23 protein-coding genes and 1 tRNA gene are annotated in these 23,528 nt (G+C 46.5%); 13 read left to right on the top strand and 11 right to left on the bottom strand.

Going from position 1 to position 23,528, the window contains the following annotated elements:
- Window positions 1-121 precede the first annotated feature (121 nt).
- Genes GQS64_RS01225 through mnhG form a run of 6 tightly spaced genes read left to right on the top strand, consistent with a single transcriptional unit; the run spans window position 122 to window position 6,239 of the window.
- On the top strand, window positions 122-3,043 hold the full coding sequence (locus tag GQS64_RS01225; protein WP_198230379.1) for a monovalent cation/H+ antiporter subunit A: 2,922 nt from the start codon (window positions 122-124) through the stop codon (window positions 3,041-3,043).
- Window positions 3,043-3,384 (top strand): Na+/H+ antiporter subunit C, encoded by a 342-nt coding sequence (locus GQS64_RS01220; protein WP_077994306.1) that lies wholly within the window; start codon window positions 3,043-3,045, stop codon window positions 3,382-3,384. The genes GQS64_RS01225 and GQS64_RS01220 overlap by 1 nt, the downstream gene beginning before the upstream one ends.
- The gene (locus tag GQS64_RS01215) at window positions 3,381-5,060 is read left to right on the top strand and encodes a monovalent cation/H+ antiporter subunit D (protein WP_210327966.1); all 1,680 of its coding nucleotides are present in this window, start codon (window positions 3,381-3,383) and stop codon (window positions 5,058-5,060) included. Before GQS64_RS01220 ends, GQS64_RS01215 begins: the two co-directional genes overlap by 4 nt.
- On the top strand, window positions 5,057-5,548 hold the full coding sequence (locus tag GQS64_RS01210) for a Na+/H+ antiporter subunit E (protein WP_198230378.1): 492 nt from the start codon (window positions 5,057-5,059) through the stop codon (window positions 5,546-5,548). The genes GQS64_RS01215 and GQS64_RS01210 overlap by 4 nt, the downstream gene beginning before the upstream one ends.
- Window positions 5,545-5,826 (top strand): K+/H+ antiporter subunit F, encoded by a 282-nt coding sequence (locus GQS64_RS01205; protein WP_077994303.1) that lies wholly within the window; start codon window positions 5,545-5,547, stop codon window positions 5,824-5,826. The genes GQS64_RS01210 and GQS64_RS01205 overlap by 4 nt, the downstream gene beginning before the upstream one ends.
- Window positions 5,823-6,239, top strand: coding sequence for a monovalent cation/H(+) antiporter subunit G (mnhG, locus tag GQS64_RS01200; RefSeq protein ID WP_075869468.1), 417 nt, complete (start codon window positions 5,823-5,825; stop codon window positions 6,237-6,239). Before GQS64_RS01205 ends, mnhG begins: the two co-directional genes overlap by 4 nt.
- Before the next feature lie 245 nt (window positions 6,240-6,484).
- Here mnhG and GQS64_RS01195 read toward each other — a convergent pair whose 3' ends face one another.
- Complete coding sequence (locus GQS64_RS01195; RefSeq protein WP_198230377.1) at window positions 6,485-7,429, bottom strand: prephenate/arogenate dehydrogenase family protein; 945 nt, start codon at window positions 7,427-7,429, stop codon at window positions 6,485-6,487.
- A 4-nt stretch (window positions 7,430-7,433) separates the two neighbouring features.
- Entirely contained in the window at window positions 7,434-8,540 is a 1,107-nt protein-coding gene (hisC, locus tag GQS64_RS01190; protein ID WP_198230376.1) for a histidinol-phosphate transaminase, read from the bottom strand.
- 133 nt (window positions 8,541-8,673) lie between these two features.
- Here hisC and metX point away from each other — a divergent pair, with 133 nt between their 5' ends.
- The 3 genes from metX to GQS64_RS01175 are packed head-to-tail and all read left to right on the top strand — an operon-like array spanning window position 8,674 to window position 11,479.
- Window positions 8,674-9,858 (top strand): homoserine O-acetyltransferase MetX, encoded by a 1,185-nt coding sequence (gene metX / locus GQS64_RS01185; protein ID WP_198230375.1) that lies wholly within the window; start codon window positions 8,674-8,676, stop codon window positions 9,856-9,858.
- A complete protein-coding gene (gene metW, locus GQS64_RS01180; RefSeq protein WP_077994298.1) occupies window positions 9,855-10,487 on the top strand; it encodes a methionine biosynthesis protein MetW in 633 nt (210 codons plus the stop codon). Before metX ends, metW begins: the two co-directional genes overlap by 4 nt.
- Window positions 10,484-11,479: a phosphotransferase enzyme family protein gene (locus GQS64_RS01175; RefSeq protein ID WP_198230374.1), complete on the top strand. Its 996-nt coding sequence runs from the start codon at window positions 10,484-10,486 to the stop codon at window positions 11,477-11,479. The genes metW and GQS64_RS01175 overlap by 4 nt, the downstream gene beginning before the upstream one ends.
- Here the strand turns inward: GQS64_RS01175 and modC are convergent.
- The 5 genes from modC to GQS64_RS01150 all read right to left on the bottom strand — a co-directional run bounded on the left by modC (window position 11,442) and on the right by GQS64_RS01150 (window position 15,849).
- A complete protein-coding gene (gene modC, locus GQS64_RS01170) occupies window positions 11,442-12,533 on the bottom strand; it encodes a molybdenum ABC transporter ATP-binding protein (protein ID WP_198230373.1) in 1,092 nt (363 codons plus the stop codon). The genes GQS64_RS01175 and modC overlap by 38 nt on opposite strands.
- Window positions 12,530-13,216 carry a molybdate ABC transporter permease subunit gene (modB, locus tag GQS64_RS01165; RefSeq protein WP_077973323.1) on the bottom strand — a complete coding sequence of 229 codons (687 nt, stop codon included), beginning with the start codon at window positions 13,214-13,216 and terminating at the stop codon, window positions 12,530-12,532. Before modB ends, modC begins: the two co-directional genes overlap by 4 nt.
- A 5-nt stretch (window positions 13,217-13,221) precedes the next feature.
- A complete protein-coding gene (modA, locus tag GQS64_RS01160; RefSeq protein ID WP_077994295.1) occupies window positions 13,222-13,971 on the bottom strand; it encodes a molybdate ABC transporter substrate-binding protein in 750 nt (249 codons plus the stop codon).
- A gap of 9 nt (window positions 13,972-13,980) precedes the next feature.
- On the bottom strand, window positions 13,981-14,772 hold the full coding sequence (locus tag GQS64_RS01155) for a TOBE domain-containing protein (protein ID WP_198230372.1): 792 nt from the start codon (window positions 14,770-14,772) through the stop codon (window positions 13,981-13,983).
- Window positions 14,773-14,904: 132 nt separating this feature from the next.
- Window positions 14,905-15,849: a 2-hydroxyacid dehydrogenase gene (locus tag GQS64_RS01150; RefSeq protein ID WP_198230371.1), complete on the bottom strand. Its 945-nt coding sequence runs from the start codon at window positions 15,847-15,849 to the stop codon at window positions 14,905-14,907.
- A 239-nt stretch (window positions 15,850-16,088) separates the two neighbouring features.
- Between GQS64_RS01150 and GQS64_RS01145 the strand changes: the two genes are divergently transcribed.
- Window positions 16,089-16,937, top strand: coding sequence for a D-amino-acid transaminase (locus GQS64_RS01145; RefSeq protein ID WP_198230370.1), 849 nt, complete (start codon window positions 16,089-16,091; stop codon window positions 16,935-16,937).
- Window positions 16,938-16,959: 22 nt separating this feature from the next.
- Here GQS64_RS01145 and holA read toward each other — a convergent pair whose 3' ends face one another.
- The 4 genes from holA to GQS64_RS01125 are packed head-to-tail and all read right to left on the bottom strand — an operon-like array spanning window position 16,960 to window position 20,701.
- Window positions 16,960-17,997, bottom strand: a complete 1,038-nt coding sequence (gene holA, locus GQS64_RS01140) for a DNA polymerase III subunit delta (protein ID WP_198230369.1) — start codon at window positions 17,995-17,997, stop codon at window positions 16,960-16,962.
- 1 nt (window position 17,998) lies between these two features.
- Window positions 17,999-18,793: an ABC transporter ATP-binding protein gene (locus GQS64_RS01135; protein WP_075869455.1), complete on the bottom strand. Its 795-nt coding sequence runs from the start codon at window positions 18,791-18,793 to the stop codon at window positions 17,999-18,001.
- Window positions 18,786-19,682, bottom strand: a complete 897-nt coding sequence (locus GQS64_RS01130; protein WP_198230368.1) for an ABC transporter permease — start codon at window positions 19,680-19,682, stop codon at window positions 18,786-18,788. The genes GQS64_RS01135 and GQS64_RS01130 overlap by 8 nt, the downstream gene beginning before the upstream one ends.
- A gap of 59 nt (window positions 19,683-19,741) precedes the next feature.
- Window positions 19,742-20,701, bottom strand: coding sequence for an ABC transporter substrate-binding protein (locus GQS64_RS01125; protein ID WP_198230367.1), 960 nt, complete (start codon window positions 20,699-20,701; stop codon window positions 19,742-19,744).
- A gap of 181 nt (window positions 20,702-20,882) precedes the next feature.
- Here GQS64_RS01125 and GQS64_RS01120 point away from each other — a divergent pair.
- The 3 genes from GQS64_RS01120 (at window position 20,883) to budA (ending at window position 23,479) form a co-directional block, all read left to right on the top strand.
- Window positions 20,883-20,957 (top strand) — tRNA-Gly (locus GQS64_RS01120).
- 687 nt (window positions 20,958-21,644) lie between these two features.
- Window positions 21,645-22,550, top strand: coding sequence for an Abi family protein (locus GQS64_RS01115; protein WP_198230366.1), 906 nt, complete (start codon window positions 21,645-21,647; stop codon window positions 22,548-22,550).
- A gap of 224 nt (window positions 22,551-22,774) precedes the next feature.
- Window positions 22,775-23,479 carry an acetolactate decarboxylase gene (gene budA, locus GQS64_RS01110; protein WP_198230365.1) on the top strand — a complete coding sequence of 235 codons (705 nt, stop codon included), beginning with the start codon at window positions 22,775-22,777 and terminating at the stop codon, window positions 23,477-23,479.
- Window positions 23,480-23,528: the final 49 nt, after the last annotated feature.

Below are 23,528 nucleotides of genomic sequence, written 5' to 3'. Positions count from 1 at the left end.
CTTTTGAAAAGGCTTGCGTTATATGCTTGAAACCATCCAATATAAAACTCAGGTGATACCGATTCATTTCCGGTGACCTATATAGAAACGAGGCCCCGAAAAAGAGGATGGTTTATAGATAATGACAACACGGGAAGCAATCTTGATATTGCTGGTAATACTTCCCTTTGTCGGTAGTGCCATTATCGGTTTTTTTCGTTCTACAGCAAAAAACAATGAAGCATGGTTTGTCGGTGCAATCGCGCTGATGGCACTGTTTTGTACCATTATGCTTTATCCGGCCATTTCAGCCGACAATGTTATAAGATTGGATATTGTCTGGTTGCCGCAATGGGGGTTGAATTTCACCTTGCGGATGGATAGTTTTTCCTGGTTGTTTTCGGTTCTTATAACGGGTATCGGCCTGCTCGTTGTTGTCTATGCCCGTTATTATATGAATCCGGCCGATCCGGTTCCGCGGTTTTTTTCATTTCTGCTTGCCTTTATGGGCTCGATGCTTGGAATGGTGTTGTCGGGCAACATTGTTCTCCTCGTTGTCTTCTGGGAACTCACCAGTATTTTCTCGTTTCTTTTGATCGGCTACTGGTATCATAACGCAAGTGCGCGTGACGGCGCACGCATGGCTCTGACGGTGACAGGGTTTGGCGGCTTTGCGCTTCTTGTCGGGATGTTGATTATCGGTCACATTGTCGGCAGCTATGATCTCGATGTGGTGTTGAAGTCGGGGTCACTCATCAAGGCAAGTCCGCTTTATATTCCGGCACTTGTCTGTGTGCTTCTCGGAGCATTGACAAAAAGCGCGCAATTTCCGTTCCATTTCTGGCTTCCTAATGCAATGGCCGCGCCAACGCCGGTTTCTGCCTATCTTCATTCGGCAACAATGGTCAAAGCCGGTGTGTTTCTTATGGTGCGGTTCTGGCCGGTACTGGCGGGAACAGAAGCATGGTTCTGGATTATCGGCCTTTGCGGTTTGATTACGCTTTTGATCGGTGCCTATTTTGCTATGTTCCAACAAGACCTTAAAGGTCTGCTTGCCTATTCGACGATCAGTCATCTGGGGTTGATAACCACGCTTTTAAGTCTTGCAAGCCCGCTTGCTTGCGTTGCAGCGATTTTCCATACCGTCAACCATGCCATCTTCAAGGCATCGTTATTTATGGCAGCGGGCATTATCGACCACGAGACGGGAACCCGCGATATGCGCAAATTATCGGGGCTTTTCCGCTATATGCCGTTTACCGGAACGCTGGCGCTGGTTGCAAGCGCTGCCATGGCAGGTGTGCCGCTTCTCAATGGCTTCATATCGAAGGAAATGTTTTTTGCCGAAGCGGTTGAAGTCCATCTGGAATCCTGGCTCGATAAGATTACACCCTATCTTGCAACGCTGGCAGGATTGTTGAGTGTTACCTATTCGGTACGTTTTATTCATGGGGTGTTTTTTGGCGGAAAACCGCATGATTTGCCAAAAACTCCACATGAACCACCGCATTTCATGCGTTTTCCTATCGAATTATTGGTGTTTTTATGCCTTCTCATCGGTATATTTCCGGAATTTGCTATCGGTGGCATTTTGGGAACAGCCGTCCATTCGGTATTGGGGGCAGAAACGCCACATTATGATCTCGCTCTCTGGCATGGTTTCAATACGCCGCTTGTCATGAGCCTCATTGCTTTGATAGGCGGGCTCATACTTTATATTCTCACGCGCAAATATCTGAAATCCTGTGAAGGTGGCCCGCCATTTTTCAGACATTTGAAAGGGCAGCGTATTTTTGAACGCGTATTGGTAACAATATCATGGAAATGGGCGCGTTCGGCGGAAGCTTTTCTTTCTACCCGTCGCCTGCAAGTTGAAGTGCGCTGGATTATCCTTGCGCCAATCGTTGCACTCTTGTTGTTGATTGCCGGAAATCAATGGATTGATGCGGGAGCATTGCCGCTTTTCCCGCTTGATCTGCCATTTTTAATTATCTGGTTGATCGGTGGTGTTTGCGCAATATTGGTTGCATGGCAGGCAAAATTCCACCGCTTCGCTTCGTTGATACTTCTGGGTGTCACGGGGCTTATGACCTGTGCCACATTCTTGTGGCTTTCCGCCCCCGATCTTGCATTGACACAATTGGTTGTGGAGGTTGTCACAACAGTTCTTCTGCTTTTGGGGCTTAGATGGTTGCCCAAACGTTTGCAGGCTCCTGACCCTATACCGGATGGTTTTAGACCTTGGTTGCGAAGAGGCCGCGACTTCCTTATCGCTGTTGCAGGCGGGGGCGGGCTTGCGTGGCTTTCCTATTGTGTGATGACGCGCCCGCAGGGCGCAACAATTTCCGACTTTTTCCTCACCCGTTCCTATGCGGATGCGGGTGGGCGCAATGTCGTCAATGTGCTTCTCGTGGATTTTCGCGGCTTTGATACGATGGGCGAAATAACGGTGCTCGGTATTGTGGCGCTCACCGTTTTTGCCCTGCTGCGTCGCTTCCGTCCGGCCGTTGAAAGTATCGAGGCCCCCACACAACAACGGGTTCAGTCAGCTTTTGACGAGGCAAGACCTGATCGCGAGGTCGGAGACACAGTTTCCGATTATCTTGTTATTCCGCGCATTATCATGCATTGGCTGTTTCCGGTTATTATGGCCTTTGCCGTCTATTTGTTCATGCGCGGGCACGATTTGCCGGGTGGCGGTTTTGCCGGCGGTGTCACCATGGCTATCGGATTTATTTTGCAATATGTGGCATCGGGAACGCGGTGGGTGGAAAGTCATCTCACAGTTTTACCACTGCGCTGGATCGGGTTCGGTATTCTTCTGGCATTGGTAACCGGTATCGGTTCGTGGTTTTTCGGCTATCCGTTTCTTACCTCCTATTTTCAATATACGAAGATTCCGTTTATCGGAAAAATGCCGACAGCCAGTGCTATGGCATTCGACCTCGGTGTTTTTTCACTGGTGGTCGGTGCAACCGTGCTGATGCTCATCGCAATAGCCCACCAATCAATCCGGCATTATCGTGTTGGTAAACGCACAATCCGTAAAGAGGAGGAACGCTGATGGAAATTGTTCTTTCTTTGGGGATTGGTGTGCTTGCCGGTTCAGGAATCTGGCTCGTTTTGCGGCCAAGAACCTATCAGGTCATTCTAGGGCTTTCACTTATTTCCTATGCGGTCAATCTGTTTATTTTTTCGATGGCGCGTCCCCGCTCGAACGCAGCACCGATTGTTGACCCCTCCAATCCTGTCAATCCGGCAAATTATGCCGATCCGATACCGCAAGCGCTGGTTCTTACAGCCATTGTGATCGGTTTTGCGACAACCGCATTGTTTCTTGTTATTCTGCTGGTTTCACGCGGTCTAACCGGTTCGGACCATGTCGATGGAAGGGAAAATAAATGATAGAAAATTTTCTCCAACATCTCGTTATTTTGCCCATCCTCCTTCCTATTGCGACTGCGGCACTTCTCCTTTTTTATGATGAAAGACGCCGCAAACTCAAATTATGGATAAGCCTTTCGTCGATAGGGCTTCTCATTCTTGTTTCTATCGGGTTGATCGGGCGCGCTATTGATTTTTCACCTGAAGCAGAGGTTTATAACCTCGGAAATTGGCAAGCGCCTTTCGGAATAGTTCTGGTGCTCGACCGGTTAAGTGCGGCGATGGTTTTTCTGGCAAGCATTCTTGCGGCAGCTTCATTGGTTTTTTCGGCTGCCCATTGGCATAAAGCCGGTCCGCACTTCCATTCTCTCATGCAATTCATGATTGCCGGTGTAAACGGCGCTTTCCTGACCGGAGACCTGTTCAATCTTTTTGTGTTCTTTGAAGTTATGTTGACAGCATCCTATGGGCTTGCCCTTCACGGTAGCGGGCAGGCGAGGGTGCGCGCCGGTATGCATTATGTGGTGGTCAATCTTATTGCCTCTTCGTTTTTTCTGATCGGCGCAGCACTCATTTATGGTGTTTGCGGAACATTGAATATGGCCGATCTTGCCTTGAAACTCCAAACTCTCAAATCGGCCGATCGTATTATTTTCGAGTCCGGCGCGGCAATTCTCGGCATTGCCTTTCTGGTCAAGGCCGGCATGTGGCCACTCAACTTCTGGCTGACACCGACTTATAGTGCTGCGGCGGCACCGGTTGGAGCAACATTTGCTATTTTAAGCAAGGTCGGCATTTACGTTGTTTTGCGCCTTACATTACTGGTTTTCGGAACGGATGGCGGAACTTTAAGCGGTTTTGGCAATGACATATTGTTTTATGGCGGCCTTGCAACTTTGATATTCGGCTTTATCGGCGTGCTCGCAAGTCAGGCTCTGGGAAGACTTGCTTCTTATAGCGTTCTGGTGTCGTCGGGAACACTGCTTGCCGCTATCGGAACCGGCAATGCTTCACTTACCGCTGGTGCGCTTTTTTATATTGTTTCCTCCACTTTGTCTCTTGCGGCATTTTTTCTGTTGGTCGAGCTTGTCGAACGCACTCAGGACACAGCAGCCAATGTTCTTGCGGTAACAATGGAAGTTTACGGCGAAGACGAGGAAGATGAAGAGGATGAAGTCGGCACTTATCTTCCGGCAACGCTTGCAATTTTGGGTGCATGTTTCGGAATAACGGCCATTCTCATTATCGGTATGCCGCCATTTTCGGGGTTTGTCGCAAAATTCATGATGATTACCGGTGTTTTCAATCCGGACGGGTTGAATGGCGATGGTTACCAACCTAGCGCGCGGGATTGGACTTTTGTTGCTCTTCTCATTTTTTCCGGTTTTGCCGCACTTATCGCTATGACAAGAACCGGTATCCGCACTTTCTGGGCTTCGATTGAAGGTAAAGTGCCACGCGTACAAGTGATAGAATTTGCTCCCGTTGCAGGTTTGCTCGGCTTGTGTCTTCTATTGACCATTGCTGCCGGTCCGGTTGCCGATTATATGGGACAGACTGCCAGAGAATTGCATCATCCGCAAAATTATATCGGCAGTGTTTTGCCACAAAAAACAGTCACAGCAAGCCGGATCTCGTCAGAAGAAATAACGGCGGGGTTTATTGATAAGGTTGAAGTTGAAAGGGGTATGGAATGACCCGCATAATCCCCTATCCTTTGTTGACCTTGTCGCTTCTTCTCATGTGGATGATTTTGAACGGCTTTACCTTGGGGCAGGGCGTCATCGGTATTGTCGTTGGCATTGCGGGCGGGTTTTTAATTCGGCTTTTAAAACCGCAGAAGGTGCACATCCATAATTGGAGTTCTGTTATAAAGCTGTTTTTCCGTGTTACGCTGGATATTGTGAAATCGAATTATGATGTTGCCCTCTATGTGCTTTTTAACGGAACAAAACGGAAAAAATCAGGCTTTATAACGGTTCCGCTGGCACTCAAAAATCGCACAGGACTGGCTGTTTTATCCTGTATTATGACGGCAACGCCGGGGACTGCCTGGATAGCCTATCACAGCAAGGAAAGCAGTCTTCTTGTCCATATTCTCGATTTTGATATGGATGATGAAAATTATTGGAGAGATTTCATTAAAAACCGTTATGAAAGTCTGCTTCTGGAGATATTCCAATGAGTATTGTTATTCTTTATTGGGGCATCAATATTTCGCAACTGTTTCTGGGATTAGCAATGATATTGTCGTTCATACGGCTTGCACGCGGTCCCCGTGCACAGGACAGAATTTTGGGGCTTGATGCACTCTACACAGCGACATTGATGTTATTTGTCACCTTCGGCATGCGTACCGGCACGACAATCTATTTCGATTCCGCATTGGTTATCGGCCTTTTGGGATTTGTTTCAAGTTCGGCTTTGGCGAAATTTCTGATGCGCGGGGAAGTGATCGAATGATTGAAGACTTTCCTCTTTGGCTTTCTATTGTCATTGTGTTTTTCCTGCTTTTAGGCTCAGGGCTGACATTGATCGGCGCCATCGGTCTTAATCGTGCAAAAAGCTTTTATGAACGTTTACATATGCCAACGCTTGGAACAAGCTGGGGTGTCAGTGGCATTATCATTGCCTCGATCATCTATTCAACGGTAAGCGGTCACAAACTCATTTCCCATTCTATATTGCTTGCCATATTTATTATCGTAACAACACCTGTCACACTCATGTTGTTATCGCGGGCAGCTATGCAGCGCGATCAATCCTCCAATTCAACCGAATTGCCGGAGAAAATGCGCTATCAAAAGATCGACGATAGTTTGCCGACGCCGCAAGAGCTTCTTGAAAAAACGCCGAGCCTTGATGATTTCAAGTAAATTGTGAAACGTGCAGTCATATATTGTTCGGGCAAATGCCGAAGCAATTATCCCGCATGATTGATAATGTGACTACCTGATTGTGGCTTAAAAAAAACCGGCGAATGTTTTGCGCCACATGCCCTTCAATTCTATCGCCGGAAAAGCCGCAATCCTATATCCGGACAATAGAAAATCGAATTATGGAAAAGAATGCAAAGAAGCGCATCTGGTTCTGTTCAAATGCGCTCCCTTTTCAAAATGGGTTATTTTTTCAGATCTTCGGGGTGTTTGCGGGCAACCTGACGACCAAAATCGGGTGCGTCGACTTCCTGTCCCGCATCAATAATGCCGCGTCTTACGGCACGTGTACGCGTGAAAAGGTCAAACAGAGCCTGCCCATCTCCCCAGCGGATTGCGCGTTGGAGCGAAGCAAGGTCTTCACTGAAACGTCCGAGCATTTCAATAATAGCGTCTTTATTGTTCAGGCAGATGTCGCGCCACATTGTCGGATCGGAAGAGGCAAGACGGGTAAAATCGCGAAAACCGGAAGCCGAATAGGCAATAACTTCGGAATTGGTGACTTTTTCAAGGTCGCTTGCCGTGCCGACAATGTTATAGGCAATAAGATGTGGCAGATGCGATGTGATTGCCAGAACCAGATCGTGATGTTCGGGGTCCATTCTGTCAACTTTTGCACCACAGGCTTCCCAGAATTCGGTCAATTTGGCGATTGCTTTTTCATCCGTATCGGGAAGCGGTGTCAAAATGCACCAGCGATTGATGAAAAGGTCGGCAAAACCGGCATCGGGACCGGAAAATTCTGTACCGGCAATAGGGTGACCGGGGATAAAAATAACATTATCTGGCAGTTCCGGTTTCATCTGGCGAATAACCGAAGCTTTGGTAGAACCGACATCGGTAACAATGGCACCGGGTTTTAGATGTGGTGCAATTTCTTTTGCGACCTGACCGGATGAACCGACCGGCACCGAAACAATAACGAGATCGGCATCTTCAACCGCTTTGCCATTGTCGGTGGTATAGCTGTCACCCAGTTTGAGTTCGCGTGCCCGCTCAAGCGTTGTGCCTGTGCGGGTGGAAATGGCAATAAGATCGGCCAATTTTTTTTCACGGATAACACGGGCAAGAGAAGAGCCGATAAGGCCGATACCGATAAGGGCGATTTTTTTAAATTTCACTTCAGACATTTTTCTACTTCAAAAAATTTTTCAATGTGGCGACAACGCCGCGATTTGCTTCTTCGGATCCAATGGAAAGGCGCAACGCGTTCGGAAATCCGTATCCGGTAACGCGGCGCAAAATATACCCGTTGGATTTCAGATAATCATCAGCCAGAGCAGCCGATTTTTCCTTGTCTGCCGGAAAATGGATGAGCAGAAAATTGGTGACAGAAGGCGTAACCTTGAGCCCCAAAGCCTCGATTTCATGTGTGAGCCAGGAACGCCATTTTGAATTATAGGCTATCGCATTCCGGATATAGGCACGGTCACGAAAAGCAACACTTGCAGCAGCCTGTGCCGGAACACTGACATTGAAAGCTCCACGAATACGGTTGACCGCATCAATGACATGAAGAGGCGCATACATCCACCCCACACGCAAACCGGCAAGTCCGTAGATTTTGGAAAATGTGCGCGTCATGACAACATTTTCATTGGCCGAAACAAGTTCGACGCCGGTATCGTAATCATCCTCGGTAACAAATTCGGCATAGGCACCGTCAAGAACTAAAAGTACATTTTTAGGTAGCCCCGCATGAAGTCTTTTGACCTCGGTTGCTGTCAGATAAGTGCCCGTCGGATTACCGGGATTGGCGATAAATACGATTTTTGTTCTTTCTGTTACTGCGGCAAGAATAGCGTCAATGTCAATGCGGCAGTCTTTTTCTTTCACAATAACAGGTTTTGCGCCGGTCCCTCTGATTTGTATCTCGTAAACGCTAAAGCCGTGTTCGGTCATGATTCCTTCATCACCGGCTGTAAGATAGGTATTGGATAAAAGACCTAACAAATCATCCGAACCGTTTCCCGCCATCAAATTGCTTCTTGCAAGCCCTGTCACTTCGGAAATGGCTTCAAGAAGGGGTGTGGCCGAACCATCCGGATAGAGTTCAAGATGTGCTGCGGCCTGACGATAAGCATCAATCGCTGCAGGACAGGGGCCAAGCGGCGACTCATTGGAAGAAAGTTTGAAAACTTTTCTTGTATTTTCGGTCTCGCTTGATCCGGGAACGTAAGCTGCAATATCCAGAATACCTTTTCTAGGCTGTGGACGGTCAACAAGAACATCTTTTTTCATCGATATTTATCCGGTCTGGTAGTTTAATATTTTAGGAAATACCCTTGCTTTCATCGGAAGTCGAGAGAAATTCTTGACATTTGTCAGAGGAGGCGACTAGCTATTCTTTTTCTTTCAAGACGGTGCAACCGACATGACACAAATAAAATCGTCCGGAAAATCTTCCGGCGCGAAAAATTCCCAAGCCGATTTTCCTGACAGTAAAGTAGCGCTGTTCGGGCAAGACGAGCCGCTACAGCTTGATAGCGGCGTTGTTTTATCGCCTTTCCAGATTGCCTATCAGGACTATGGCACATTGAATGAAGACAAAAGCAACGCCATTTTAATCTGCCATGCCCTCACTGGCGACCAGCATGTTGCCAATACCCATCCGGTAACCGGAAAGCCCGGTTGGTGGGATATATTGGTGGGGCCTGGTAAAATTATTGATACCGAACGCTATTATGTAATCTGTTCCAATGTGTTAGGGGGGTGCCTCGGCTCGACCGGTCCGGCATCGAAAAATCCGAAAACGGGAAAACCCTATGCACTCGATTTTCCTGTCATCACGATAGGCGATATGGTGCGCGCGCAGGCAATGCTTGTCGAAAAACTGGGAATCAAGACATTGTTTTGTGTGGTTGGTGGTTCCATGGGCGGAATGCAGGCATTGCAATGGGCTGCAGCCTATAAGGAAAAAGTGTTTTCATCTGTCATTCTTGCAACCGGCGCGCGCCATTCGGCACAAAATATCGCTTTTGATGAAATTGGCAGACAAGCCGTTATGGCCGATCCCAACTGGTTGGGCGGGCGGTATCTCGAAGCGGGAAAACGCCCGACAAAAGGCTTGGCAGTTGCCAGAATGACAGCCCATGTGACCTATCTTTCGGAAGCAGCACTCCATCGTAAATTCGGGCGGAATTTACAAAATAGAGATCAGATAACATTCGGTTTCGATGCCGATTTCCAGATTGAAAGCTATTTGCGTCATCAGGGGATGACATTTGTCGAGCGCTTTGATGCCAATAGCTATCTTTATTTGACGCGTGCGATGGATTATTTCGATCTTGAAGCCGAATATGGCGGCCATCTGGCAGACGCTTTCAAGGGTTCGCGCGGGCGGTTTTTTGTTGCTTCGTTTTCCAGTGACTGGCTGTTTACCACCGCACAATGCCGTACCTTTGTGCACGCACTCAACGCTGCCGGAGCGCGGGTTTCATTCGTTGAAATCAAAACCGACAAAGGCCATGACGCTTTTCTGCTTGATGAACCGGTGATGTTTTCTGCCATTCACAGTTTCCTGACAGCGGCTGCAGAACAGAGGGGATTGACGGCATGAACGAGGATGAAGAATTGTTGTCGGCGTTAAAATCCCGTACCGATTTTGAAGTAATCGCCAATTTTATCAGGCCGGGGGCGCGTGTTCTTGATGTCGGTTGCGGCGATGGCAGTTTGCTTTATCTGTTGCAAACGCGGCGCAATGTCGATGGACGCGGTGTCGAATTGTCGCAACAGGGTGTTGACCAATGTTTGCTTAAAGGTCTCTCGGTCATTCAGGGAGATGCCGATAGCGATCTTATCTATTATCCTGATTCCGGCTTCGACTATGTTGTTCTGTCACAAACCTTGCAGGCAACGCGCAATCCGAAAGCTGTGCTTGAACAACTTTTGCGCATCGGCGAGAGGGCCGTTGTCTCGATTCCCAATTTCGGTTATTGGCGCGCCCGCGCACATCTGCTTTTTCTCGGTCGTATGCCGGTTACCAAAGAGCTTCCCTATAGCTGGTATGATACGCCGAATATCCATTTCTGTACGATTGAGGATTTTGTCGATCTGGTCAATGAAATAGGGGCAAAAATAGAAGAAGCGGTGGTGTTGAACCGGCAGGGAAAACCCGTCAAACGCAAATTGCCTTTGGGAGCCTGGAATTTGTTCGGGCAGCAGGCAGTGTTTCTGTTACATAGATGATGATGAAAGCCGAAAACGATCTTCCGACTTTGGTAAGGGATCATCTTGCTTGTTGGGATATTCCAGATAGCGCCCGCATCGACCTTCTTACCATATCGGAAAATGCGACTTTTCGGGTAACGTTCGGGAACGAGACGAGAATTATACGGGTTTATCGGCCTTCCTATCATCAAAATGATGAAATTTTATCCGAACTCCTTTGGCTTCAGGCAATCGAGCAATCCGGCATTGTGACCGTTCCACATCTTTTCGTTTCCCGTTTTGGTCAATTGTTTGTCGAAGCGGGCATTTTCAGGCTTGCCTGTTTTTCTTTTATAAGCGGTCATGAACCGCAGGCGGATGACAGACTTGTGCGCCGGTTTTTTGAACTTGGTAAAATTTCCGCCAAATTGCATCAACAATCTATAAATTGGGTAAGGCCGGAAAGGTTCAATCGTAAACATTGGACTTATGAAACAATGATCGGCCCGAATGCTATCTGGGGAGATTGGCGAAAGGCCGAAAATCTTCAGCCCGCTGACCGTGAAATTCTTGAAAATTGCGATAGAATGCTTGAATTTTTTTCTTCAACTTTTCCGAAAGATAAAGCCCATTACGGTCTTATCCATGGCGATTTGCGGCTTGCAAATCTGTTGATTGATGGCGAAAACCTTGCCGCGATCGATTTTGATGATTGCGGCTTTTCATGGTTCGGACTGGATCTTGCCAATTCTTTGAGCTTTATTGAAGATAATCCATTTGTACCAAGCTATATCAGTGCATGGCTTCAAGGCTATGGAGAAGTGATGCCGGTAAACCGGGAAATGGCAGATATGATTGTCCACCTCGTCATGATGCGCCGTTTGCAACTGACGGCTTGGCTTGAAACGCACAATCAAACGCCAACAGCTGAAAAACTTCGCAAAACTTTTTTGAAAGGCACGGTTGAACTTGCGCGAATCTATCTTGAAAAAGTTAGCCCTCTTGCTGGTCGATCAGGGCAACGCCTTTAATTTGGGCATAAACGTCCATTCCTTCTTTAAGCCCTAATATTTGCCATGAATGGCGTGTGAGGCGTGAAAGAAAATGCGCTCCCTCTCCATTGCCACCCAATTCCAGTTTGACCAGAACTTCAAAATGCCCCTGTTCCCGCATTGTCAGAATACGCGCCGGCATCACATTGAGGATCGAGCTTTTCAGCGGTTTTTCGACAGCAAGGCTCACATCATTGGCAGCAATGCGAATGCGCATTTTTTTCCCCCCTACAAAAGGTGCGGACGGGGCAATGAACGTGCCGCCCGGTACATCCACTTCGACAAGGCCGGTATGTTCGTTATAGGATTTGACATAGCCGTCAAGATTGACAGCGGCTTCGCGAGTATTGGCAAGCGGCAGATCAGGATTTGCTTCGATTTCTCTCAAACTGCCGGAGGCAATAACTTTGCCACTATCCATCAAAACCAATGTGTCGGCCAACCGTTCGACTTCGTAAATATCATGGGTGATATAAATGATCGGCATTGAAAGACGGTCACGCAGACCAATCAGAAAGGGAAGGATTTCATCTCTCGACCGTTTGTCGAGTGCCGATAGCGGTTCATCCATAAGGAGAATCTTGGGATGCGACAAGAGTGCGCGGCCAATCGCTACACGTTGACGTTCACCACCGGAGAGATTGTGGGGTGCCCGATCGATAAGGTGGGCAATATTCAAAAATTCCACCACTTCGTCGAATGTCGGCGAGAGATTGTTTTCGCCTTTCGCCATAGCAAAGGTAAGGTTCTTTCTGACAGACAAATGCGGAAACAAACTGGCTTCCTGAAAAACATAGCCGAGGGGACGTTTATAAACAGGAACGAAACCGGTTTCGTTCTGCCAGCATTCATTGCCGATTTCGACTTTTCCTGAAAACCGGTTAAGTCCGGCAATGCCGCGTAAAACAGAAGTTTTCCCGCATCCGGAAGGGCCGTAAAGCGCAATGACGCCGCGAAGCGGGGCATGAAATGAACAATCGAGCGTAAAATTGCCCAGTGTCCCTTTAAGATCGACAGAAATAGTTTCACTCATAATGTTCGCGCCTGCATGAATTTTTGCAAGAGTGAAACAGTAAGAATGATGCAGAATGAAAAGATAACCATAATGATTGATAAAACATTGGCTTCATGCATTTGACCGGCTTCGACATAGCTCATAATGGTGGTCGAGATCACGGCCGTCTTGCCGGGCAGGTTTCCACCAATCATCTGCACAACACCGAATTCGCCCACTGTATGGGCAAAGCCCAAAACAGCGGCAGTCATAAAACCGGGGCTCGCAATCGGAAGCGCTACTTTCCAGAATGCTTTCCAGGGCGAAGCACGCAACGTTGCTGCGACCTCCATCGGCCGCTTTCCCATAGCCTCGAATGAATTGCGGATGGGTTGAACAACAAAAGGCATGGAATAAATGACCGAGCCGATGACCAGCCCTTCAAAAGTGAAGGCAAATTTATCCATGCCGAACCATGGTGCAATAAAGCCACCCGGTCCATTAGGCCCCAGAAATACCAGAAGATAAAAGCCCAGAACCGTTGGTGGTAAAACCAAAGGTATGGAGATAATGGACGCGACGATTTCTTTTCCATAAGTTTTGGATCGCGACAGCCACAAAGCAATCGGCGTTCCGATAGCCATCAGAAAAAATGTGGTTACCGTCGCCAATTCGGCCGTAAGCTTGATCGCGGTCCATGTCTCATTGGAAAGAAGCATCATGCTTGCTACTTTGTTTCCGGCAGGGCGTAGCCATATTTTTTGATAATGGTTGCTGCTTCCGGACCTTTGAGGAAGCTCACAAAAGCCTTTGCCGCTTCATTATTTTCACCGGTTTTCAAAAGCACGGCATCCTGACGGATCGGGTTATAGTCGGTTTGAGGAACAACCCATTTCGAGCCGCCTTTTTCATTGATAATCTGCGAAAGAGCGACAAAGCCGATTTCGGCATTTCCGGTTTTGACAAACTGGTAGGCTTGCGAAATGTTTTGTCCTTCGACAAGTTTGTCCTTGATTTTGTCGTGAACTTTGAGCGCATCCATGGTTTCGACAGCCGCCTTGCCATAAGGGGCAGCATCGGGATTGCAGAAGGAAATGTGGGTGATTTTGCTATCCGTCAAAGTTTCAGGACCCTTTACAAGGTCATCTTTTGCGCTCCACAACACCAATGTGCCGATTGCATAGGTAAATTCGGTTCCTTTGACACCATAGCCTTCTTCAACGGCCTTGGTTGGCCTTTCGGTATCGGCTGCAAGAAATACCTCGAAAGGAGCACCATTCTTTATCTGTGTATAGAAATTACCGGTGGCACCGAATGAAAGTGTTGCCGTGTGCCCGGTCTTTTCTTTGAATTGTTCGGCAATTTCCTTGACGGGTTCGGTAAAATTGGCAGCCACCGCAACAACGGTTTCACCGGCATGGGCAAAGGTTACACTTGCCAGCAACAGACCTATCGATAAAGCGAGTTTGGATTTCATTGCCTTCTCCTAACATGTTGCAATAATGATGTTTTCAGCCTTGATAAGCGCAAGAACAGGTTGATTGGCCGTAAGTCCTTTAAGTACTGGGTCGTCCGGTCGGGTTGTTGCAATCAATGTTTTGTCTTCACCAATTTCAACGTTAAGCTCGACACTTTTTTTGCCAATCGTTATCGACTCTAAAATTCCCGGAATCCGGTTTTGTTCAGAAAAATCTTCCTTGTCTTCAAAAGGTACGACCCTCACAAAGGGTGCTTTGATAAGAGCTGCAACCTGCCGCCCCTTGACAAGTCCGAGCCGTTCGACACTTTTTTCGGTAATTTCGGCTTTGATTTCGATTTTTCGGGAAATACCGATGGTTACAAATGCGGCGGGCGGTGCACTTTTGATGGTTAAAATATGGCCTGATAAAACATTGCGCGCCGAGGTTCTCATCATGAAACCTTGTAAAAGCCCTGTCGAACTCAGACCTATTTCCGACAGATTATCGGAGGCTTGCTTCATCATTGTGGCAAGTCCGGTTTCAAGATGGTGAAAAGTTTCGATGAGTTTTAGCGCTTCCGGTGTCAGGGTAGCACCACCACCATTTTTCCCGCCGATGTTCTTTTTCAAGAGCGGTTTTGCAACGAGGTTTTGCATGGCGCCAATGCCATCCCATGCCGCTTTGTAGCTAAGCCCGACAGAACGGGCGGCGGCAGAAATCGAACCTTCACGGCCGACAGCCTCAAGAAGCTTGATACGCTCCCGACCGACCGAGCCGATATGATCTTCTGTGAAAGATAAGGTTGCTTTGACCGACATAGATACACCATTCTGTTATATAGATTAACTATATAACGTTCATGACGAAAGCAAGGTTTCCGCACCAATTTTTCTAAAGCCGGTTTTCCATGTTTTTCCGGTGTTTTATCGAACGACTATTTGAGTGGCCGATTAATAGCCGCGCATCCGGTTGACTACGGTCGGCAAGTTTCCGGTTTTTCGCCAATGAGCTATATTTTTTGCCACAATTTTTGCGGCACTTTCTTTGTTTGTAGGAGCCGAAATATGGGGGAGTACGGTTATATTTTCATTTTGCCATAAGGGCGAATCGGGCGGCAAAGGTTCCTGATCGAAAACGTCAAGAACCGCATGATCGAGCTCATGTTTATTAAGAGCCTCAACAAGAGCATCAGTATCAATAACAGGCCCTCTGGAAAAATTGATAAGGCTTGCTCCCTTTTTCATATGGGCAAATTCGTTTTTTCCGAGAAGCCCTGTTGTTTCATTGGTGAGCGGTATAAGCAGAACGACAATATCACTTGTTTCAACAACTTGCATAAAACCGGCTCTTCCACTCGAACATGTGACATTATCAAGTGTTTTTTGGCTCTTTGACCAACCGTTTACCTGAAATCCGGTAAGTGTCAGCAATTTGGCCGCAGCTTTTCCCAATTGACCTAAACCAAGAAGGCCGATTTTCCATTGTGAGGCGGGCTTATAGCTATGCGGTTGCCAGAGTCGCTTTTGTTGCTGACGATGATAGCGCGGCATATCGCGGGTTAAATAAAGCGTCCACGCAAGAACAGCTTCGGCCATGGCTTCGGTCAAAGCGGGATCAACGAGCCGGACAATCGGTGGTGCATTTTCGGGTAATTCCTTCACCATCCGTTCGACACCTGCCCATAGGCTTTGTATCCATTTCAGATTTTTGAGTTTTTTCAATTGGTCGGGATCGGGGTTTGCAACAATGGCAAGTTCGATTGCGCCATAATCTTCCGGTTTCAAATCGTTGAAATCTACAATCTTTTCATCGCCCAAATTTTCGGAAAGGATTTTTAACCAGTTATCCCTTTCGGTTTGTGCGCTACGGCTGACAAAAGCGATCGGTTCTGCCATCGGATATTTTCCTCATGAAAAAAAGCGGCATGAATTGATTGGCCGCGACATCTCGGCTATTGCTGCTCTGTCAAATCTGCCTTAAGTTCAGCCAAAATTCCATAGTGATTTTTAAACGCGGAAAATGATCGTCCGGAAAGACTGGAAGACTTCCGATTTCTAAAACCGGAATATCCGGATTCTCTCCGGCAGGATAAATCTTTTCCACTGGTGAATGATGTTGAAGAGGTTAAAATACGATGACACGCACCGTTTATGTCAACGGCGATTGGTTTGATGAAACAAATGCCCGGATTTCGATTTTTGACAGGTCTGTCATGTTTGCCGATTCCGTTTATGAAGTCACCTCTTTTCTTGACGGAAAGTTTCTCGACTTTGACGGACATATCAAAAGGCTTAAAAATTCTCTGAAAGCGCTGGAGATAGAATTCAACGTGGATAGAGATGAATTTCTTGATATTCATCGCGAGCTTGTCAAGCGAAACGGTCTTGATAACGGCACTGTCTATCTTCAGGTTTCGCGTGGCGCCGGTGATCGTAATTTTGTTTATGACAATAGCGAATTGAAGCCCTGCCTTTTCATGTTCACCCAGACAGGCATTGTCAAAAATCTCGATAAAATGCCGCAGTTGAAAATGATATCGGTGAAAGAAGGCCGCTGGTGCCGCCGCGACATCAAGACAACGCAGCTTCTTTATTCGTCATTGACCAAGACTCACGCTCATGCCGAGGGTGTTGATGATGCTGTTTATGTCGAAGATGGCTATCTGACCGAAGCAACCTCGTCCAATTTCTTCATTGTCGATCGTCAGGGAACGCTTGTCACCCGTCAGTTGGATCACTCCATTTTGCCCGGTATTACCCGCGGTACGATTCTCGAACTTGCCCGCAAAAACGGCATTAATGTCGAAGAACGGCTCTTTACATTGGAAGAAACCTATGCCGCCAGTGAAGCGCTGATTACCTCGACCACCAATTTTGCCGCTCCTGTTTTGAGTGTTGACGGGCGTAAAATTGGCGATGGTAAGCCCGGAAAAGTAACAATGCGCTTACGCGAGCTTTATATCGAACACGTCAAGCGCAGTTAGAGCTTTTGTTTAAAACCGGAATCTAGTTCTGGCGCTTTGATTGGACAGCAAGCGCCAGAAGTGCCTGCCGGATAACCGGTTCGGCAAGAGCCGCATTTTGCCTGCTTTCAAGAACAGCTTTTTGTAGCCGTTCCATGGCTTCCGCAATCCGCTGCAATGTCCAACGGCTGAGTGCCTGTTCCATGATCTTTTGTCGGCGAAAGAAAATAGGCGGACGCGCCGAAGCAATGGCCGAGGAGGGCGACTTTCCCTCGACTTCCACTTGCTGGCGCAAAAGTTGCAATTGTTGGAATTGTCTCTCGGCAGCGCTTAATATCAAAAAAAGTGCGTTACCGGTTGCAACCTGACGGTCGAAACGGTTGTTGAAGCCGACGAGATCACCAATGAGCACAGCATCAATCATTTCATCATAAGTGAGGCCGCTTACATCACTGACGGCAGCTTTTACGTCATCAAGTGTAATCTCGTCTTTACCCATTGCGTAAAGGCAAAGCTTGTCCAATTCACTACGCGAGATAAGCCGGTCACCCCCCAGACTTTCTTTAAGCCATTTTCTTGCTTCAAGCGAAATAGCAAGGTGATATTCACCGAGCACCTGATCAATCAGACCTTCAAGCGAGCGTGCATCATCGGCATAACAGGGAAGCGCCATGGCTGACGCTGCAGTTTCTACAGCCGAGCGTAGGCCGGCACCTTTTTTAAGGTCTCCGGCTTCTATCATCAGATAAACATTTTCAAGGCCGGTTTTTGCAAGTTTTTTGATGACTTCGGTGAGATTTCGTCCATTGCCGGCGTTTTTTATCGAGATGAGCCGCTTTCCGCCAAACAGCGAAACCGTATGGGCTTCGTCGAGAAGGCGCGTAGGGTCGCGTTCAAGATCGGCCGCTTCAAGCCGGATATTGGAAAACGGGTCATCAAGTTTGACGCCTGTGAGCTTGGCAAATTTCGACGCCCGTTCGGAAACAAGCCCCTTATCGGGACCGTAAATGAGAACAATGGGGTATTGCGCTTGTAAACGTGAAAGGAAACCGTCAACCTCATGAGCTTTTTTCTGCGCCATGTTAATCCATCAGCAGCTTGTCATCGTCGAGCGCTTCACCCCTGACCTTCTGGAACATGCCGACAAGGTCGCTCACATCAAGACCTTTGCGTTCTTCTTCGTGCACATCAAGTATCACCTTTCCACCATGCAGCATAAAGGTACGATCACCATAATCAAGTGCCTGCCGCATAGAATGGGTAACCATCAAAGTGGTCAGATTGTTTTCCTTGATAACTTTTTCTGTCAGTTTCATGACAAATTCGGCCATCCCCGGATCAAGTGCGGCTGTGTGTTCGTCAAGCAGCAAAACATCGGCATCCGACAAGGTGGCCATAATTAACGCCAAAGCCTGACGTTGCCCGCCCGAAAGACTGTCCATCCGGTTCTGGATGCGGTCTTCAAGGCCAAGACCGAGAGCGGCGATTCGGGCGCGGAATATTTCGCGGTTTTCTTTTGTCAAAGCCGAACGCAACCCCCGCCGTTTCCCGCGACGGGCGGCAAGGGCGAGATTTTCTTCGATGGTGAGTGACCCGCAGCTTCCCGCCAAGGGATCCTGAAAAACCCGTGCGATCATGCCTGCCCGTTCGGCTGTCGATTTTCTCGAAACATCAATATTGTTGATAATGACTTTGCCTTCATTGGGCAAAATATCTCCGGCGAGAACCCCAAGCATGGTCGATTTGCCGGCACCATTCGAGCCGATAATGGTTACAAAGCTGCCACGCTCAATTTTTAGGTTGAGATCGATAAGCGCCTGTTTTTCCAAGGGCGTTCCGGCTTTGAATGTTACACCGATATGTTGCAGTTCAATCATGCTTTTTTGCCCCCAGATAATGCGGCAAAACAAGAGTCAATACCACAATCAAAGCGGTAATAAGCTGCAAGTCTGTCGATGTATCAATGCCAAGGCTGCTGCCTTCAAATGCAAATTGCACAGCAACACGATAAAGGACAGAACCGACAATGCAGCTTATGATAATCAGTAAAAGGTTTCGGGTTCTAAACAATGTCTCGCCGATAATAACGGCAGCAAGCCCGAACACAATGGTTCCTGCACCTCCTGTTATATCGGTCGCAATAGCGGTCTGGATATAAAGCGACCCGCCAAGAGCAACGAGACCATTTGATAATCCCATACCGGCATAAATGAGAAGTGCGGTTTTGATTCCCTGAGCTTTCGCCATACGCTGATTCGTTCCGGTTGCCCGCATGGCAAGGCCGACTTCACTTTCCAGAAAACGCCAGACAAGAAAAGCAACAATGATGACGAGAATACCGACGAAAAGCGGGCGGATAATCATATCCGGCAATCCGAACAGATTATAAAACGGTGTGAGCGCGGTATCTGCCGAACCCAGATTGACATTCGATACCCCCATAATTCCCATAATGCGAAGATTGATGGTGTAGAGCGCCGACATCGTCAATATGGATGCAAGGAGGTTCAGAATGCCGAACTTCAAATTCAAAAGTGCGGTAACAAGTCCGGCAATCATTCCTGCAATCAAAGCCGAAAACATGGCAAACCACGGATTAAAACCGCATAGAATCATAACACCGCAGACAGTCGAGCCTAACAGAAACGAACCGTCTACCGTCAAATCCGGAAAATCGAGAATCCGGAACGATAAATAGACTCCGATAGCGACAAACGCATAAACAAGCCCGAGCTCGACAGCACCGGTAAAGGCAAACATACTCATGAGGCAATTGCCCCGCTTGCAATTATGTCAGTATCGAAAAATTCCACCGTCAGGATACCTTATTTGTTGATAATTTTTGCAGCCCGATCAAGTACCGGTTGGGGAATCACAACCCCCATTTTTTCTGCAGCTTGAAGGTCAATCGCCACATTTTTTCCGTCCGGTATGACAACAGCGATGTCTGCGGGCTTTTCACCTTTTAAAATACGGCCAACGAGTTTACCCGCCTCAAGTCCCGAATCATAATAATCGATTCCCTGGGCTGCAAAGGCGCCACGTCCAATCGAACTCGGATCAGCCGTAAAAAGCGGTGTTTTTGATTCGGCTGCTACTTTTGTTGCCCCTTCAAGCACCGAGATAATTGTATTGTCTGTCGGTACATAAATCATATCGACTTTGCCGATAAGGGCGCGGGTTGCTGCCTGCACGTCGGATGATTTCGGTGCAGCCGAGGGGATAACCTCTATGCCGTCTTCTTCTGCGAGCTTTTTCAAAACATTCAGGGTCGAAACCGAATTGGCCTCGGCAGCATTATAAAGGTAGCCGAGTTTTTTCAGATCAGGTCTGATTTCTTTCAAGAGTTTTATATGTTCTTCAACCGGCGAGCGGTCGCATATGCCGGTGACGTTTCCACCGGGGTTTTTCATATCCGGTACGAGCTTTGCTTCAACGGGGTCTGAAACAGCCGCAAAAACAATTGGTATGTTCTTGGTTGCTGCAAGCATGGTCTGTGCCGACGGCGTTGAAATGGTCACAATCACATCCGGCTTGTCGCCAACAAATTGGCGGGCAATCTGGGTTGCTGTGGAAATGTTTCCCTGTGCTGACTGGAAGTTGAGAACAAGATTCTCCCCATTCTTGTAACCCTGTTGTGCGAGGACATCCTCTACGCCTTTGCGCACGGCATCCAAAGCCGGATGGGCAACAATCTGCGTAATATCGACTTTCACTTTATCGGCTGCGAATGAAAAATTTCCCAATGCCAGAATAGCTGCGGCTGCCAGAACCAAACGACGCATAATCACTTCTCCCTCTAAAACCTCTTAAAAGCTTTATTGGAGCCATGACCGGAAATCAATATTTTCAACGATTTTTAAAGCATGAAAAACGAATATTGAAAGAATTTTATTTTTTATGTTGCAATCGTCGCAAGGTTGGGTCATATAGGCACGACCGAAGCGAAGCGCTTCCGGTTTGTGAGCGGGTGTAGCTCAGGGGTAGAGCACAACCTTGCCAAGGTTGGGGTCGTGGGTTCGAATCCCATCGCCCGCTCCAATAAATCTTGAGAGAATCAAGAATTAGACAAGCGCCGTAAGGCGCTTTTTGTTTATGTAAAATCACGCCGAACCAATTCGGAACCAAATGAATTAAAATAAGCCATTTTGTTTGACCAGTTGTCGCGATTATAAACAGAAAGCAATACGAGAAATGGCTATCCAGACGACTGCGGCTCCGTCTATGTTGTCTTTGAATTTTCTTTGTGCATCATTCTGTTGCCTGCGCTATCTGTATGGGGTGGCATATTGGAAAAGTACCACTGCGATACTGAATGAACGCCATACAAAAAGCGGACAAACAGAATCACCCTTTCCATTGATTCAATGCTGATGTGAAGTTCATCTCTGAAATTGGAAGCAGCGCAAGTGTGCGATTGAAGAAAGAATAATATATTTTATGCTATCACAATGAAAAATCTATATTTTATAGAATGATAATGACAACCTTAGATGAAATTTCGCTCACTACTATTTATAAAGAGTCAAGCGATAAAATTCATAACAACATCGTTATGCACAAAGGAACATTAAATATCCACAGTTTCGTATTGATTTTTGTTAGGCAATAATCCATATATATCCATAATAAGACCCGCCACGCCTCGGACAATGATTCGTCATTGAACTGCGCACCCAGGCGGGTTTTTTGCTTTTATAAACTTAAAAAATAGTTTAAGCAGTATTTATGAAATTTATAAAACCGCCAATAAGTATAGATGAACAAATAATACTCTTAAAAAAGCGTGGCATGTTGATTCATGACTATGATCGAGCCGTGCATTATCTAAAACATATAAGTTATTATAGATTGCGTGCATACTGGTTACCTTTCGAGATAAAATGCGATGTTCCTGATGAGCATGCTTTTAAGGAAGGAACTTCTTTTGAGGATGTTGTCGATTTATATGTTTTTGATAGAGAATTACGTCTTTTAATAATGGATGCTGTCGAGCGTATTGAAGTTTCAGTACGTGCTTCATGGGCTTATTATTTAGCCACTACGTATGGAGCGCATGGTTATTTAGACCGAAATCTTTATGCAAAGCCTACTCACTATGATGAAGCTTGTTCATTATTGATTAATGAAATAAAGAGATCAAAGGATACATTTATTGAACATTATAAAAATAAATATGGTGACCCAACGGAGCCTCCAATCTGGATGACTGCCGAAGTAATATCTTTAGGGCAATTGTCAAAATGGATTGCGAATTTGAAGTTCCGGAAAGATAGGCAATTAATTGCTGAAAATTTTAAATTAGATGAAAAAGTGTTTGTATCTATAATTCACCATCTCGCCTATATAAGGAATATATGTGCTCATCATGGTAGATTATGGAATAAAATATTTACCGTCACCATGACAATACCTAATTATCCTGATTATTTGAATATTTCAATGAATAGTAAAAATTTAAAAAACATTTACAATACATTATGTATTATAAATTACCTATTAAAAATAACTGCTCCTAATACACAATGGAAAAACAAGTTATATGAATTACTTGGCCGATCAAATGTTGATCTAAAACCTATGGGCTTTCCTGATGATTGGAAAACATTTCCAATTTGGAAAATTGATATGTAACATCTGTGAGCCGTGTAACACCATAAAAATATCCTTCGCCACCGCCCAAAAGCATGTGACTTTGTCGGGAATATCAATTCTCATCCTCAAGATCTTTGCAACTATCAAAACAACCTGTTATTGAACTTATGAATGTGGTTGCTATGTAGAAAACAGTTCTCTTTAAAAAAACGCAATCAGCCGCGAGAAATCGGGTTTGCTGTTCTAAACAGGAAAAACACATAATGACCAAAAAAATTACGCAATTTTCAGGCGTGAATGCCCTCATGGGAGGCGTTTTTGAAGGTTTATTTCCCATATCGGAGATAAAAAAGCATGGTCATTTCGGTTTGGGCTGTTCTGACGGTTTGACAGGGGAAGTCATCATAGATTGTTGTCATTTTCTTGATGCCAAGGGCAATAAGCCATTGCGCATAATGGATGATAACGAAAAAATGCCTTTTGCCCAGATTACGACTTTCGAGCCTGAAGCAAGTTTTGAAATTTCACAGTTATCGAAAGCCACTTTATATCAGGAATTATCCAGACATCTGAAGTTTGACAATGTGTTTCTGGCGCTGAAATTGGAAGGCAAATTCGGCCATTTGAAAGTGAGAAGGCCGAGAGAGCTTCAGCAACGCTTCAAGAATGCATTGGAAGTTGCAGAACATCAAATTGTTGAGGATGTCGAAGATGTCGAAGGAGAACTGATCGGATTCTGGACCCCTGAATTTTTCCAGAACATTTCTGTTGCCGGTTTTCATCTTCATTTCATTGATAAAAGCAAAACATCGGGCGGGCATGTCATTGATTTTTCAATTGAACAAGGCACTTTGGCATACGAGGTGAAATACGGGTTGGATATCGAGCTATCAGACAAGAGAGCTTATCTCGACCATGATCTGAAAATTGCCGATATGGATAAAATTATCAAAAAAGTTGAAAATTGAGTGCTTCTGACAGTGATGCCGTGAGGACAAAAATCGGGAAAGCCTTTTA

The sequence above is a fragment of the Bartonella sp. P0282 genome, from assembly GCF_048452985.1.
Classification (GTDB): domain Bacteria; phylum Pseudomonadota; class Alphaproteobacteria; order Rhizobiales; family Rhizobiaceae; genus Bartonella; species Bartonella choladocola.
Note: the sequence above shows the minus strand (reverse complement) of the source record. Positions and strands in the feature narration are given on the sequence as shown.

Excerpts from the sequence above, each read along its gene's own strand:
- modC (WP_198230373.1), bottom strand. The coding sequence starts at position 12,533 with ATGAGTGAAACTATTTCTGTCGATCTTAAAGGGACACTGGGCAATTTT.
- budA (WP_198230365.1), top strand. The coding sequence starts at position 22,775 with ATGACCAAAAAAATTACGCAATTTTCAGGCGTGAATGCCCTCATGGGA.
- mnhG (WP_075869468.1), top strand. The coding sequence starts at position 5,823 with ATGATTGAAGACTTTCCTCTTTGGCTTTCTATTGTCATTGTGTTTTTC.
- GQS64_RS01155 (WP_198230372.1), bottom strand. The coding sequence starts at position 14,772 with ATGTCGGTCAAAGCAACCTTATCTTTCACAGAAGATCATATCGGCTCG.
- metX (WP_198230375.1), top strand. The coding sequence starts at position 8,674 with ATGACACAAATAAAATCGTCCGGAAAATCTTCCGGCGCGAAAAATTCC.
- GQS64_RS01205 (WP_077994303.1), top strand. The coding sequence starts at position 5,545 with ATGAGTATTGTTATTCTTTATTGGGGCATCAATATTTCGCAACTGTTT.
- GQS64_RS01150 (WP_198230371.1), bottom strand. The coding sequence starts at position 15,849 with ATGGCAGAACCGATCGCTTTTGTCAGCCGTAGCGCACAAACCGAAAGG.
- hisC (WP_198230376.1), bottom strand. The coding sequence starts at position 8,540 with ATGAAAAAAGATGTTCTTGTTGACCGTCCACAGCCTAGAAAAGGTATT.
- modA (WP_077994295.1), bottom strand. The coding sequence starts at position 13,971 with ATGAAATCCAAACTCGCTTTATCGATAGGTCTGTTGCTGGCAAGTGTA.
- GQS64_RS01215 (WP_210327966.1), top strand. The coding sequence starts at position 3,381 with ATGATAGAAAATTTTCTCCAACATCTCGTTATTTTGCCCATCCTCCTT.
- GQS64_RS01115 (WP_198230366.1), top strand. The coding sequence starts at position 21,645 with ATGAAATTTATAAAACCGCCAATAAGTATAGATGAACAAATAATACTC.
- metW (WP_077994298.1), top strand. The coding sequence starts at position 9,855 with ATGAACGAGGATGAAGAATTGTTGTCGGCGTTAAAATCCCGTACCGAT.
- GQS64_RS01130 (WP_198230368.1), bottom strand. The coding sequence starts at position 19,682 with ATGAGTATGTTTGCCTTTACCGGTGCTGTCGAGCTCGGGCTTGTTTAT.
- GQS64_RS01225 (WP_198230379.1), top strand. The coding sequence starts at position 122 with ATGACAACACGGGAAGCAATCTTGATATTGCTGGTAATACTTCCCTTT.
- holA (WP_198230369.1), bottom strand. The coding sequence starts at position 17,997 with ATGGCGCAGAAAAAAGCTCATGAGGTTGACGGTTTCCTTTCACGTTTA.
- GQS64_RS01125 (WP_198230367.1), bottom strand. The coding sequence starts at position 20,701 with ATGCGTCGTTTGGTTCTGGCAGCCGCAGCTATTCTGGCATTGGGAAAT.
- GQS64_RS01135 (WP_075869455.1), bottom strand. The coding sequence starts at position 18,793 with ATGATTGAACTGCAACATATCGGTGTAACATTCAAAGCCGGAACGCCC.
- modB (WP_077973323.1), bottom strand. The coding sequence starts at position 13,216 with ATGATGCTTCTTTCCAATGAGACATGGACCGCGATCAAGCTTACGGCC.
- GQS64_RS01195 (WP_198230377.1), bottom strand. The coding sequence starts at position 7,429 with ATGTCTGAAGTGAAATTTAAAAAAATCGCCCTTATCGGTATCGGCCTT.
- GQS64_RS01220 (WP_077994306.1), top strand. The coding sequence starts at position 3,043 with ATGGAAATTGTTCTTTCTTTGGGGATTGGTGTGCTTGCCGGTTCAGGA.
- GQS64_RS01210 (WP_198230378.1), top strand. The coding sequence starts at position 5,057 with ATGACCCGCATAATCCCCTATCCTTTGTTGACCTTGTCGCTTCTTCTC.
- GQS64_RS01145 (WP_198230370.1), top strand. The coding sequence starts at position 16,089 with ATGACACGCACCGTTTATGTCAACGGCGATTGGTTTGATGAAACAAAT.
- GQS64_RS01175 (WP_198230374.1), top strand. The coding sequence starts at position 10,484 with ATGATGATGAAAGCCGAAAACGATCTTCCGACTTTGGTAAGGGATCAT.